This window comes from Streptomyces otsuchiensis (assembly GCF_004305975.1).
Lineage (GTDB): Bacteria > Actinomycetota > Actinomycetes > Streptomycetales > Streptomycetaceae > Streptomyces > Streptomyces otsuchiensis.
This window is the reverse complement of the sequence record NZ_BHZI01000176.1, coordinates 1-12,495: the sequence shown is the minus strand read 5'-3', so window position 1 is coordinate 12,495 and position 12,495 is coordinate 1. Positions and strand designations below refer to the sequence as shown.

Annotated in this window: 10 protein-coding genes; all 10 read right to left on the bottom strand. The window is 68.5% G+C overall.

Annotated features, from left to right (window positions below; all coding sequences use genetic code 11):
* Window positions 1-59 precede the first annotated feature (59 nt).
* The 10 genes from E0D90_RS17210 to E0D90_RS17165 all read right to left on the bottom strand — a co-directional run bounded on the left by E0D90_RS17210 (window position 60) and on the right by E0D90_RS17165 (window position 11,847).
* Window positions 60-1,106: an ABC transporter ATP-binding protein gene (locus tag E0D90_RS17210; RefSeq protein ID WP_130799139.1), complete on the bottom strand. Its 1,047-nt coding sequence runs from the start codon at window positions 1,104-1,106 to the stop codon at window positions 60-62.
* Window positions 1,081-2,241, bottom strand: coding sequence for an ABC transporter ATP-binding protein (locus E0D90_RS17205; protein ID WP_438827409.1), 1,161 nt, complete (start codon window positions 2,239-2,241; stop codon window positions 1,081-1,083). The genes E0D90_RS17210 and E0D90_RS17205 overlap by 26 nt, the downstream gene beginning before the upstream one ends.
* An 11-nt stretch (window positions 2,242-2,252) precedes the next feature.
* Window positions 2,253-3,191, bottom strand: coding sequence for an ABC transporter permease (locus E0D90_RS17200; protein ID WP_130799138.1), 939 nt, complete (start codon window positions 3,189-3,191; stop codon window positions 2,253-2,255).
* The gene (locus E0D90_RS17195) at window positions 3,184-4,107 is read right to left on the bottom strand and encodes an ABC transporter permease (RefSeq protein WP_103504372.1); all 924 of its coding nucleotides are present in this window, start codon (window positions 4,105-4,107) and stop codon (window positions 3,184-3,186) included. Before E0D90_RS17195 ends, E0D90_RS17200 begins: the two co-directional genes overlap by 8 nt.
* Before the next feature lie 75 nt (window positions 4,108-4,182).
* Complete coding sequence (locus tag E0D90_RS17190) at window positions 4,183-5,823, bottom strand: peptide ABC transporter substrate-binding protein (RefSeq protein ID WP_130799137.1); 1,641 nt, start codon at window positions 5,821-5,823, stop codon at window positions 4,183-4,185.
* Between the two features lie 300 nt (window positions 5,824-6,123).
* Window positions 6,124-7,164 carry an ABC transporter ATP-binding protein gene (locus tag E0D90_RS17185; RefSeq protein WP_130799136.1) on the bottom strand — a complete coding sequence of 347 codons (1,041 nt, stop codon included), beginning with the start codon at window positions 7,162-7,164 and terminating at the stop codon, window positions 6,124-6,126.
* Complete coding sequence (locus E0D90_RS17180) at window positions 7,157-8,209, bottom strand: ABC transporter ATP-binding protein (RefSeq protein WP_130799135.1); 1,053 nt, start codon at window positions 8,207-8,209, stop codon at window positions 7,157-7,159. The genes E0D90_RS17185 and E0D90_RS17180 overlap by 8 nt, the downstream gene beginning before the upstream one ends.
* A 14-nt stretch (window positions 8,210-8,223) precedes the next feature.
* Window positions 8,224-9,171, bottom strand: a complete 948-nt coding sequence (locus tag E0D90_RS17175) for an ABC transporter permease (protein ID WP_130799134.1) — start codon at window positions 9,169-9,171, stop codon at window positions 8,224-8,226.
* Entirely contained in the window at window positions 9,164-10,093 is a 930-nt protein-coding gene (locus tag E0D90_RS17170; RefSeq protein ID WP_103504377.1) for an ABC transporter permease, read from the bottom strand. Before E0D90_RS17170 ends, E0D90_RS17175 begins: the two co-directional genes overlap by 8 nt.
* 125 nt (window positions 10,094-10,218) lie before the next feature.
* The gene (locus E0D90_RS17165; protein ID WP_103504378.1) at window positions 10,219-11,847 is read right to left on the bottom strand and encodes a peptide ABC transporter substrate-binding protein; all 1,629 of its coding nucleotides are present in this window, start codon (window positions 11,845-11,847) and stop codon (window positions 10,219-10,221) included.
* Window positions 11,848-12,495: the final 648 nt, after the last annotated feature.

Here is a 12,495-nt window from a genome sequence, read left to right as displayed (position 1 = left end):
GTCGTCCGGTCCGCCCCACCCGCCCGCGCCCGGCTTCCGCCCGCCACTGCGTCGCGGGGTCAGCCGTGGGCGACGTGCCGCTTCTCCTCGGCGAAGTGGCACGCGGAGTCGTGCAGCACGGCGCCGGTGGCGTCGGAGAGCGCCACGGGGACGGCCAGCGGCGGCTCCTGCCGTGCGCAGCGGTCCTGCGCCTTCCAGCAGCGGGTGCGGAACCGGCACCCGGACGGGGGGTTGGCCGGGGAGGGGACGTCACCGGTGAGGATGATCCGCTCACGGCCCTCCCGCGCCTCCGGGTCGGGCACCGGGACGGCGGAGAGCAGCGCCTGGGTGTAGGGGTGCGTCGGATGCTCGTAGATCGCGGTGTCGCTGCCGATCTCCACGATCTTGCCCAGGTACATCACCCCGACCCGGTCAGAGATGTGCCGGACGATCGACAGGTCGTGCGCGATGAACATGTAGGCGAGTCCGAACTCGTCCTGGAGCTTCTCCATCAGGTTGATGACCTGCGCCTGCACCGACACGTCCAGCGCCGAGACCGGCTCGTCGGCGACGATGACCTCGGGGTTGAGCGCCAGGCCGCGCGCGATGCCGATGCGCTGGCGCTGCCCGCCGGAGAACTGGTGCGGGTACCGGTTGATGTACTCCGGGTTCAGCCCCACCACGTCCAGCAGCTCCCGCACGCGGCGCCGCCGGTCGCCCTTGGGAGCGACCTCGGGGTGGATCTCGAAGGGTTCCCCGATGATGTCGCCGACGGTCATCCGCGGGTTGAGCGAGGTGTACGGGTCCTGGAACACCATCTGGATGTTCCGCCGCACCGCCTTCAGCGCCCTGCCGGAGAGCCGGGAGATGTCCTCACCCTTGTAGAGGATGGAGCCCGCCGTCGGCCGCTCCAGGCTCATCAGCAGCTTGGCCACCGTCGACTTGCCGCAGCCGGACTCCCCCACGATCCCCAGCGTCTCGCCCGGGTAAAGCTCGAACGACACCCCGTCGACCGCCTGGACCGCGCCGACCTGACGGCGGAGGACGATTCCCTGGGTCAGCGGGAAGTGCTTGACCAGGTCCCGTACTTCGAGGATCGGCTCACGAGGAGTGGCGGTGGACGTCATCGAGGGTCTCCTTCCAGAAGTGGCAGGCGCTCGACCGCTCGCCGACCGCGGGCACCTCGGTCACGTCGGCGCCCGCGAGCGGCGCGGCATCCGGGCTGACGGCATCCGGCCCGACGGCGTCAGACCCGACGGCGTCGGACCCCGCGGCATCCGCACCCGCCGCGTCCGCCTCGGCGCCGGGATCGGTGGTCACCTCCGGCGACACCGCGTACAGCGGGGGCAGTTCGGTGCGGCAGACGTCACGGACCCGCGGGCAGCGGGGGTGGAACGGGCAGCCGTCGGGGATGCGCAGCAGGTTGGGCGGCAGCCCGCGGATCGCGTACAGCTCGCTGCCCTTCTGGTCCAGCCGCGGGATGGAGTCCAGCAGCCCCTGCGTGTACGGGTGGGCGGGCGTCGCGTACAGCTCCTTGACCGGGGCGTTCTCGACGATGCGGCCGGCGTACATGACGGCGATCCGGTCCGCGACGTCGGCGACCACCCCGAGGTCGTGGGTGATCAGGATCAGCCCCATCCGGTACTCCCGCTGGAGGTCGGCCAGCAGCTCCATCACCTGGGCCTGCACGGTGACGTCGAGGGCGGTGGTCGGCTCGTCGGCGATGATCAGGTCGGGCTCCAGCGCTAGGGCCATCGCGATCATGATCCGCTGGCGCATGCCGCCGGAGAACTCGTGCGGGTAGTCGTTCACCCGCTGGCGGGCGGCGGGGATGCGTACCCGTTCCATCAGCTCGACGGCCCTGGCCTTGGCCTCCTGGCGGGAGGCCCCCCGGTGGACCCGGAACATCTCGCCCAGCTGCCAGCCGACCGAGAGGACCGGGTTCAGCGAGGACAGCGCGTCCTGGAAGATCATCGCCATCCGGGGGCCGCGGATGCGGCGCCGCTCCTCGCGGCCGAGGGTGAGGAGGTCCTGGCCCTGGAAGAGGATCTCGCCCCCGGCGATCCGGCCCGGGGGCATGTCCAGGATGCCCATGATCGCCTGCGCGGTCACGGACTTGCCGGAGCCGGACTCACCGAGCACCGCCAGCGTCTCCCCGGCGTCCACGCCGTAGCTGACGCCGTTGAGCGCCTTGACAACGCCGTCGCGGGTGTGGAACTCGACCTTGAGGTCCCGCACTTCGAGCAGCCGGTCGTCACTCATCGGGCGTCACCTCAGCGCAGTTTGGGGTCGAGGGCGTCCCGGACGGCGTCGCCCATCATGATGAAGGCCAGCACGCACAGGGAGAGCGCGGCGGCGGGGTAGAGCAGGATGTGCGGGGCGTTGCGGAACTGCATGCCGTCGGAGGCGGCGGAGATGTCCACGCCCCAGGAGACGGTCGGCGGGCGCAGGCCAACGCCGAGGAAGCTGAGCGTGGCCTCCAGGGCGATGAAGGTGCCCAGCATGATGGTGGCCATCACGATCACCGGCGCGACCGCGTTGGGCAGGATGTGGCGCAGCAGCAGCCGGCTGTTGCCGGCGCCCAGGGCGCGGGCGGCCTGCACGTAGTCGTTCTGTTTGGCGGTGATGACGGCGCCGCGGGTGATGCGGGCGATCTGCGGCCAGCCGAGTGCCGCGATCACCAGCACCACGGGCCAGATCCCGGTGAGCTTGATCATCGACAGGAAGACGATGGCGCCGAGCACCAGCGGGATGGCGAAGAAGACGTCGGTGGTGCGGGAGAGGAGCGCGTCCCAGAACCCGCCGAAGAAGCCGGCCAGCCCGCCGACGACGGCGCCGACCAGGGCCACGCCCAGGGTGGCGCAGACGCCGACGGCGATGGAGGCCCGGGCGCCGTAGACGGTCCGGGTGTACACGTCGCAGCCCTGGGTGTCGAAGCCGAACCAGTGGCCGGGGGCCGGGCCGTCCAGGGAGCGGCCGAGCTGGCAGTAGAGCGGGTCGCGGGTGGCGATCAGGCTCGGCCAGATCGAGATGACGACCAGGAAGAGGATCAGCAGCGCGGAGATCACGAAGATCGGGTTGCGGCGCAGGTCGTGCCAGGCGTCGGAGCTGAGGCTGCGCGCCTTGCCGGGGTCGGGGGTGGAGGAGACGGCCTCGGCGACGGCGGCGCCCTGGGCTTCGAACGGCGTGTCGGGCCGGGAGGGTTCAGGCATAGCGGATCCTCGGGTCGAGCACGGCGTACAGGAGGTCGACGAGGAGGTTGGCGATCAGGAAGATCAGCACCAGGACGGTGACGAAGCCGACCACCGTCGGGGAGTTCTGCCGCAGGATGCCCTCGTAGAGCTGGTAGCCGACGCCCTGGATGTTGAAGATCCGTTCGGTGACGATGGCGCCGGCCATCAGGGTGCCGATGTCGGCGCCGAGGTAGGTCACCACGGGGATCAGCGAGTTGCGCAGCAGGTGGCGGACGGTGACCCGGCGGCGGGGCAGCCCTTTGGCGACGGCGGTGCGCACGTAGTCGGCGCGGGCGTTCTCCACGATCGAGGTGCGGGTCAGCCGGGTGACGTAGGCGAGGGAGACCAGCGCCAGGATGATGCCCGGCACGATCAGTTCGTCGAACCGGGCCGCCGGGCTGACGGCCGGGTTGATCCAGCCGAGCTGCACGCCGAGGAAGAACTGGAGCGTGGTGCCGAGCACGAAGGTGGGGATGGCGATCACCACGAGGGTCGCCATCAGTACCGAGGTGTCGGCGGCGCGGCCGCGGCGCAGCCCGGTCACGACGCCGAGGACGATGCCGACCACGATCTCGAAGACGATGGCGACCAGCATCAGGCGGAAGCTGATCGGCAGTGCGTCGGCGAGCAGTTCGGTCACCGGCCGGCCGTTGAAGGCGGTGCCGAAGTCCCCGGTGAAGATGTTGCCCATGTAGAGCACGTACTGCTGCCACACGGGCTTGTCGAGGTTGAACTCGGCGCGCAGCCGGGCGGCGGTGGCGGCGTCGGGGGCGCGGTCGCCGAAGAGGCCGGTGACCGGGTCGCCGAGCGCGAACACCATGAGGAAGATCAGAAAGGTGGCGCCGATGAACACCGGGATCATCTGGAGCAGGCGCCGGACGACGTAACGCCCCACGGGCCCTCCTGTGGGTGAGGTGGTGCGGCGCCGGGGGCCGCCGCCGAGGGTGGGCGGCGGCCCCCGGCCGGGGCGTCAGGAGACCGTGACCTCGGTGTACACGGGCACCGAGAAGGGGTTGAGCTTGACGTCGCTGACGCGCTCGGAGTGGCCGGCGGTGCCGTTCTGGTACCAGAGCGGGATGACCGGCATGTCGTCGCGCAGTACCTCCTGGGCCTGCTTGAACAGGTCGATCGCCTCGTCCTCGTCGTCGGCGGAGTTGGCGCGGTCGACGAGGTCGTCGAAGTCCGGGCTGCTGTAGCCGGAGTCGTTGGAGGAGGCGTCGGTGTAGTACAGCGGCTGCAGGAAGTTCTGGATCAGCGGGTAGTCCATCTGCCAGCCGCTGCGGAACATCCCGGTCATGGAGTCGCCGGTGACCTGGTTGCGGAAGTCCGCGAAGGTCGGGACGGGGTTGACGGTGCAGGCGCCCGTGTCGCCGAGGGCGTTGTTGATGCTGTTGCAGGCGGCGTCCATCCACTGGCGGTGGGAGCCGGTGTCCACGTTGGAGGTGAGGGTGACGGTGCCGCCGGGCAGCCCGCCGCCGTCCTCGATCATCTCCTTGGCCTTCTCCGGGTCGTACTCGCAGATGTCGCCGCAGAGGTCGGGCTCGTAGCCGCCGGACTCCTCCAGCACCGGTGAGGTGAAGTCGGTGGCGGGGGTGCGGGTGTCGGCGAAGATCTTCGCGGTGATCTCCTCGCGGTTGATCGCCATCGACAGGCCCTGGCGGACCTTGACCATGTCCTCGCCCGACCAGGCGTCGTCGTAGAGCGGGAAGGAGACGGTCTGGATGATGCCGGCCGGCTGGTTGATGTAGCGGTCGCCGAGGTCGCTCTCGACGTTCTTCAGCTGGGAGGCCGGGATGTCGTCGATGACGTCGAGGTTGCCCGCCTGGAGGTCGGTGTAGGCGGTGTTGTTGTCGGTGTAGACGCGGAGTTCCACGCCGTCGTTCCGCGCCTCGTCGTCTCCGGCGTAGTCGTCGTACTTGACCAGGCCCATCGACTGGCTGCGCGAGTAGCTGTCGATCATGTACGGGCCGTTGCCGACGGGCTTCTCCAGCCATGCCTCGTGGTCGTCGAAGAACGCCTGGGGCAGCGGCGAGTAGGCGGTGTAGCCGAGGGTGTCGGGCCACAGCGAGAAGGGCTCGGTCAGCCGGACGGTGAACGTGTGGTCGTCGACGACCTCCAGACCGGACATGGTGTCGGCGGTCGGTTCGGCTCCCTCGTCCTCGGGGTGGACGTCGGCGTAGCCGTCGATGAACTGGAAGAAGTAGCTGTTGATCTGGCTGTTCTCGATGTTGGCGCCGTAGTTCCAGGCGTCGACGAACGACTTCGCCATGACCTCCGTGCCGTCGCTGAAGGTCCAGCCCTGCTTGATCTTGATGGTGAAGTTCTGCTGGTCCTCGGTCTCGATCGACTCGGCGAGGGCGTCCTCGGCGGCGGCGGTCTCCGGGTTGTAGCGCTTGAGGCCGCGGAAGATCATGTCCATGACCTTGCCGCCCTGCACCTCGTTGGTGTTGGCGGGCTCCAGCGGGTTCTGGGGGTCGCCCCAGGAGGCACGGACGGTGCTGCCACCGTCGCCGCCTCCGTAGCCGTCGTCGCCGCCACCGCAGGATGTGGCCAGCAGGCCGACGGCGGTCGCCCCCGCGACGGCCATGGTCAGACGGGTGCCCTTGCGCATCTGGTGCCTCCTCGGGCTGCCGAGCATCGAGATCCGCCGCCTATCAGATCGCCCTTTCTAGTGTTTTTCACATCGGACATGGATCATTCGGATGAAGGGCGGCACAAGTACGCCCGAATGCCGCACAAATGCCGCACCCGGCCGGCGGCCGGGCAACCGGAAGGGCCGCCGGAAGCGGGCTCCGGGGGCCGTGCCCGGACAGACGGCGAACGCCGGGGCCCGATGCGGGCCCCGGCGTTCGCCGTGGTGCGGGTCGTGCTGCCGGCGCCCCGCAGGGCGCCGTGGGTACGGCCGTGGCCGTCAGGCGTGGGCCACGTGCGGCTTCTCCTCGGCGAAGTGGCACGCCGACTCGTGGGCGACCGCGGTGTCCGCGTCAGCGAACCGCTGCGGCACGGCCAGCACCGGCAGCTCCTCGGAGCAGCGGTCCTGCGCCTTCCAGCAACGGGTGCGGAACCGGCAGCCGGACGGGGGGTTGGCCGGGGAGGGGACGTCACCGGTGAGGATGATCCGCTCACGGCCCTCCCGCGCGTCCGGGTCCGGCAGCGGCACCGCGGAGAGCAGCGCCTGGGTGTAGGGGTGCGTCGGGTGGTCGTAGATCGCGCTGTCGCTGCCGATCTCCACCATCTTCCCGAGATACATCACCCCGACCCGGTCGGAGATGTGCCGGACGATCGACAGGTCGTGCGCGATGAAGAGGTAGGACAGGCCGAACTCGTCCTGGAGCTTCTCCATCAGGTTGATGACCTGCGCCTGCACCGACACGTCCAGCGCCGAGACCGGCTCGTCGCAGATGATGATCTCCGGGTTGAGCGCCAGGCCCCGGGCGATGCCGATGCGCTGCCGCTGCCCGCCGGAGAACTGGTGCGGGTACCGGTTGATGTACTCCGGGTTGAGCCCGACCACGTCCAGCAGCTCACGGACCTTCGCCTCGCGGTCGCCCTTGGGTGCCACCTCGGGGTGGATCTCGAAGGGCTCGCCGATGATGTCGCCGACGGTCATCCGCGGGTTGAGCGAGGTGTACGGGTCCTGGAACACCATCTGGATGTTCCGCCGCACCGCCTTCAGCGCCCTGCCGGACAGCCGGGAGATGTCCTCACCCTTGTAGAAGATCTCCCCGGAGGTCGGACGCTCCAGGCTCATCAGCAGCTTGGCTACCGTCGACTTGCCGCAGCCGGACTCCCCCACGATCCCCAGCGTCTCGCCCGGGTACAGCTCGAAGGAGATGTCGTCGACCGCGCGGACCGCGCCGACCTGCCGCTGGAAGACGATGCCCTGGGTGAGCGGGAAGTGCTTGACCAGATTCCGTACTTCCAGAATCGGTTCACGCGTGGACTCAGCCATGGAGGGTCTCCTTCCAGAAGTGGCAGGCGCTGGTGCGGCCCGCGATGGGCGCGCCCTCGGCGTCGGTGACCGTGACCGGCAGCGGGCGCTCGGTGACGCACAGCTCGGTGGCCCGGTCGCAGCGCGGGCTGAACGAGCAGCCCGCGGGCAGCGCGGTGAGCGTCGGCGGCAGGCCGCGGATCGCGTACAGCTCGCTGCCCTTCTGGTCCAGCCGCGGGATGGAGTCCAGCAGCCCCCTGGTGTAGGGGTGCGCCGGCTCGCGGTAGATCTCGCGGACGTCGCCGCGTTCCACGATGCGGCCGGCGTACATGACGGCGATCCGGTCCGCGACGTCGGCGACCACGCCGAGGTCGTGGGTGATCAGGATCAGCCCCATGCGGTACTCCTGCTGGAGTTCCGCGAGGAGGTCCATGACCTGGGCCTGCACGGTGACGTCGAGCGCGGTGGTCGGCTCGTCGGCGATGATCAGGTCCGGCTCCAGCGCCAGCGCCATGGCGATCATGATCCGCTGGCGCATGCCGCCGGAGAACTGGTGCGGGTAGTCGTTCACCCGCTCCTTCGCCGCCGGGATGCGCACCCGGTCCATCAGCTCGATGGCCCTGGCCTTGGCCTCCTTGCGGGAGGCGCCCTTGTGGACCCGGAACATCTCGCCCAGCTGGAAGCCGACGGAGAGGACCGGGTTCAGCGAGGACAGCGCGTCCTGGAAGATCATCGCGATCTTGTTGCCGCGCACCTTCCGGCGCTGGGCCTCGGTCATCTTCAGCAGGTCCTGGCCCTGGAAGAGGATCTCGCCGCCGGCGATCCGGCCGGGCGGCATGTCCAGGATGCCCATGATCGCCTGCGCGGTCACGGACTTGCCGGAGCCGGACTCACCGAGGACGGCCAGCGTCTCGCCGGCCTCGACGGAGTAGCTGACGCCGTTGACGGCCTTGGCCACACCCTCACGGGTGTGGAACTCGACCTGCAGGTCGCGCACGTCGAGCAGCGGGGTGCCCGGCGTGGAGGCGGTCTCGTCCTTGACGAGATCGATGCCTTTCTCTGTCATCAGGTACGCCTCCCTCAGCGCAGCTTGGGGTCGAGGGCGTCGCGCACGGCGTCACCCATCATCAGGAACGCCAGGATGGTGGCGCTGAGCATGATCGACGGGAAGATCAGCACATGCAGGGCGACCCGGATCTGGTCCTTGCCGGTGTTGATGTCACTGCCCCAGGACATGGCCGGGTCGGCGAGGCCGATACCCAGGTAGGACAGCGTCGCCTCGGCGGAGATGTAGCCGCCCAGCGCGATCATGGCGACGACGATCACCGGCGCCATGGCGTTCGGCAGCACGTGCCGCAGCAGGATCCGCCAGGTGCCGGCACCCAGCGAGCGCGCGGCCTGCACGTAGTCGGCCTGCTTGACGGAGATGACCGAGCCGCGCATCACACGGGCGATGGTGGTCCAGCCCAGCACCGCGAGGGCGAGGGTGATCACCATCTTCCCGCGCACGTCGAAGGAGACCAGGATGACCATGGCGCCCAGCAGGAACGGGATACCCATGAAGGTGTCCACGATCCGGGAGACGACCGCGTCGACCCAGCCGCCGAAGTAGCCCGCGATCATGCCGACGAGACCGCCGACGAACAGCACGATGGCGGTGACCGAGATGCCGATGACGATCGAGGCGCGCGTGCCGTAGATGACCCGCGCGTAGATGGACCGGCCCTGGCTGTCGTAGCCCAGCCACTCGGGCGAGAAGAACTTCGTCAGCTCCGGCGACTTCAGGTAGGCGCCGGAGAGGTCGCTGGCCCGGGGGCTGACGCTGGTGAACAGCCCGGGGAAGGCGGCGATGATCAGCAGGATCAGGATCATCGCGCCGGCGATGATGAAGCTCGGCTTGCGCCGCAGGTCGTTCCAGGCGTCGGACCACAGGGAACGCGGCTTGCCGGGCGGAGGCCCGGCCTCGGCCTGTGCTACCGCCGCGACCGGGGCGGTGTGCTGGTCGCCCGCGAGGGAGTTGTCAGGCATAGCGAATCCTCGGGTCCAGGACCGCGTAGAGCAGGTCGACGAGCAGGGTCACGACGAGGTAGACGACGATCATGAAGGTGACGATGCCGACCACCGTCGCCCCCTCGCGGAAGTTCAGGGCCTTGTAGACGGCGCTGCCGATGCCGTTGACGTTGAAGATGCCCTCGGTGACGATCGCACCCGCCATCAGGTTGCCGATGTCCACACCGAGGAAGGTCACGACCGGGATCAGCGAGTTCCGCATCAGGTGGACGCCCACCGCCCGCTGCGGGGAGAGCCCCTTGGCCTTGGCGGTGCGCATGTAGTCGGATCGCGCGTTCTCCGCGATCGAGGTGCGCGTCAGCCGTGCCACATAGGCCAGCGACAGGGAAGCCAGCACGGTGGCCGGCAGGATCAGCTGGGTCCAGACCTCCGGGTCGCGCACCGTCGGCGTGGTCCAGCCGAGGGTGTTGGCGAAGAGGTTCTGGTAGATGTAGCCGATCACGAAGACCGGGACCGAGATGAAGAGCAGCGTGACGAACAGGATCACGCGGTCGGTCTTGCCACCGCGGCGCAGACCGGCGATCAGGCCCATGCCGACGCCGAGGACCACCGTGATCAGGAACGCGAGCACGGTCAGCCGGATGGTGGCGGGCAGGGCGTCGGTGATGACGTCCATCACCGGCCGTCTGGAGGCTATCTGGGTACCGAAGTCACCCTGGAAGACACCGAGCAGATAGTTCCAGTACTGCTGCATCAGGGGCAGGTCCAGCCCCAGCTCCGCCTTGATGGCCGCTATCTGGGCCTGGTCGACGGAGCGTTCCCCGTACAGCGCCCGGACGGGGTCGCCCGGGAGTGCGTACATCATCAGGAAGACCAGCAGCGTGGCCCCGATGAAGACCGGGATCATCTGGAGCAGTCGCCGCACGACGTAGCGCCCCATTGTTCCTCCATGTCAGCTTGGAGGGGCCGACGCACCACCCCGGGTCACGGAGTGGCGCATCGGCCCCCTTGGTTCGTGTCAGGCGACGCGGATCCGGCTGGTCACCGCCGCGTTCGCTGTTCGGCTCAGTTGACCGTGACCTCGGTCAGGATCGGCTGGCCGGTGACGTCGAACCGGACGTTCTCGACGTTCTCGGAGTAGCCACCGTTGACACCCTGGTGCCACAGCGGGATGGCCGGCATGTACTCGAAGAGCGCCTTCTCGGCCTCCGCGTAGGCGGCGACGGTCTCCTCGAGCGAGGCGGCGGAGTCACCGTCGGCGAAGAGCTGGTCGACCTCCTCGTTGGAGAAGAAGCCGGTGTTGGCGGAGGAACCGGTGCCGTACAGCTCCTTCATGAAGGCGACGTTCAGCGGGTAGTCGGCGATCCAGCCACCGCGGTACATCGACTTGACCTCCTTGGCGTCCCTGGAGTTCAGGTCCGTCTGGAAGTCGGGCTTGGCGTCACCGGTGCACTCGACGTCGGTCGCCTGGCGGATGCTGTTGCAGACCGCGGTGACCCACGGCTCGTGGCCGCCGTCGGAGTTGTACTGGATGGAGATCTCGTTGCCGGGAACGCCGCCGGCGTCCTCGATGAGCTCCTTGGCCTTCTCCGGGTCGTACTGCATGACCTCGCCGCCGGCGTTCTCCTCGTGGCCCATCGCGCCGGGCGCGACGAAGCCGGTGGCGACGGTGACGGAGTTGTTCATGACCGTGTTGACGATGGTCTCGCGGTCGATCGCCATCGACAGACCCTGCAGCACCTGCGGGTCGATGTCCTCCCAGGTCTCGCTGTAGAAGACCGGGACGATGGTCTGGTTCGCCATGTACGGCTGGCTGATCGCGCGGTCACCCAGGTCGTCCTGGAAGACGGGCAGGTTCTGCGCGTCGACCTGACGGATGACGTCCAGGCTGCCGGAGAGCAGGTCCTGGTAGGCGGCGTTCAGGTTGGTGTAGGTGACGAGCTCGACGCCGTCGTTCTGCGCCTTGTTGTCGCCCTGGTAGTCCTCGTAGGCCTCCAGGGTGATCTTCCGCTCGCGCTCCCACGAGGCCAGCTTGTACGCGCCGTTGCCGATCGGCGCCTCGCCGAAGGCCTCGGGGTCGTCGTAGAAGCTGGAGGGCAGCGGGGTGAAGGGGTTGTAGCCCAGCTTGTAGTTGAAGTACGAGACGGTGTCGGTGAGCTTGATGGTGAAGGTCAGCTCGTCGACGACCTCGAGGCCGGACATCTCCTCGGCGGTGGCGTCACCCTCCTCGGGGTGCACCTCGTCGTAGCCCTCGATCTCCTGGAACCAGTAGCTGTTCTTCTGGTTGTTGGAGATGTTGGCGGCCCAGTTCCACGCGTTGACGTAGGACTCGGCGGTGACGGCCTCACCGTCGTGGAAGGTCCAGCCGTCCTTCAGCGTGACGGTCCACTCGGTGGCGTCGTCGTTGGCCTCGATGGACTCGGCGGCGGTGTACACGAGGCCACCGTCGTCGTCGAAGTTCACCAGGTTGGCGAAGACGTTGTCGATGACCAGCGCACCGTACTGCTCGTTGGTGTCGGTCGGGATCAGCGGGTTCTGGGGTTCACCCGAGTCGACGGTGAAGACACCGCCGCCACCGCCGCCGCTGCCACCTTCGTCGCTGCTGCCGTTGTCGTCACCGCTGCCGCAGGCGGATGCGACCAGAGCCACACCAATCGCACCTGCCACCCACTTGGCGCTACGCGCACCGCGCATGGGCCCTGCCTCCTTGGAGATGTCATTTGCTCGGGGGGCGCCGCATACGCGAAGAGGGTGTCTCCTGCCCATGCCCGGCACCGATATGACGACCACATAGGCATGGTCGTAACCGGACCAACTATTGGTCATAACAAGGCCGTCGTCAGCATTTTGAGATCACGATGAGATGACAATCAAAGGGACCCTGGTCCCAAAACGGACAAACCGCGCCGGGTTACTCCTTGCGAAAACGGGCAGATGTGATGGTCGCCACTCGCGGGTATCCGACTTCCGGACAGACGCGCCCCTCAGCCGGTCGCACCCCCTTGACATGTGCAGATTGAGATTCCTGCGTGAAGAGTGACCCGTGTGACGCACGCGACGAACACACTCCGCGTTCACCCCATGGACACAGTGTGTTCGCGCTCGGAAATTCGGACAGCCGCGTTCGCCCCGCCGAACGGCCGGGGCGGCGGCTGCGGGCGGCGGCGGGCGGCGGCCGCGTGCGAGGGCCCCGGCTGCCCGGGGACAACCGGGGCCGGCCGCCCGGCCGTGGTGGCGCGGAAACGGGTGTGGGCCCGGCCGTGACCTTGAGTTCAAGGGGTCGTCGCAACACCGCCCGGTTTCAGGTGGTGAGTAGATCACGTAGACGCTCGGCTGGGGTAT

Bases quoted from the DNA above. Each gene is read 5' to 3' on its own strand.
- E0D90_RS17185 (WP_130799136.1), bottom strand. From the start codon at position 7,164: ATGGCTGAGTCCACGCGTGAACCGATTCTGGAAGTACGGAATCTGGTC.
- E0D90_RS17180 (WP_130799135.1), bottom strand. From the start codon at position 8,209: ATGACAGAGAAAGGCATCGATCTCGTCAAGGACGAGACCGCCTCCACG.
- E0D90_RS17210 (WP_130799139.1), bottom strand. From the start codon at position 1,106: ATGACGTCCACCGCCACTCCTCGTGAGCCGATCCTCGAAGTACGGGAC.
- E0D90_RS17200 (WP_130799138.1), bottom strand. From the start codon at position 3,191: ATGCCTGAACCCTCCCGGCCCGACACGCCGTTCGAAGCCCAGGGCGCC.
- E0D90_RS17170 (WP_103504377.1), bottom strand. From the start codon at position 10,093: ATGGGGCGCTACGTCGTGCGGCGACTGCTCCAGATGATCCCGGTCTTC.
- E0D90_RS17165 (WP_103504378.1), bottom strand. From the start codon at position 11,847: ATGCGCGGTGCGCGTAGCGCCAAGTGGGTGGCAGGTGCGATTGGTGTG.
- E0D90_RS17175 (WP_130799134.1), bottom strand. From the start codon at position 9,171: ATGCCTGACAACTCCCTCGCGGGCGACCAGCACACCGCCCCGGTCGCG.
- E0D90_RS17205 (WP_438827409.1), bottom strand. From the start codon at position 2,241: ATGAGTGACGACCGGCTGCTCGAAGTGCGGGACCTCAAGGTCGAGTTC.
- E0D90_RS17190 (WP_130799137.1), bottom strand. From the start codon at position 5,823: ATGCGCAAGGGCACCCGTCTGACCATGGCCGTCGCGGGGGCGACCGCC.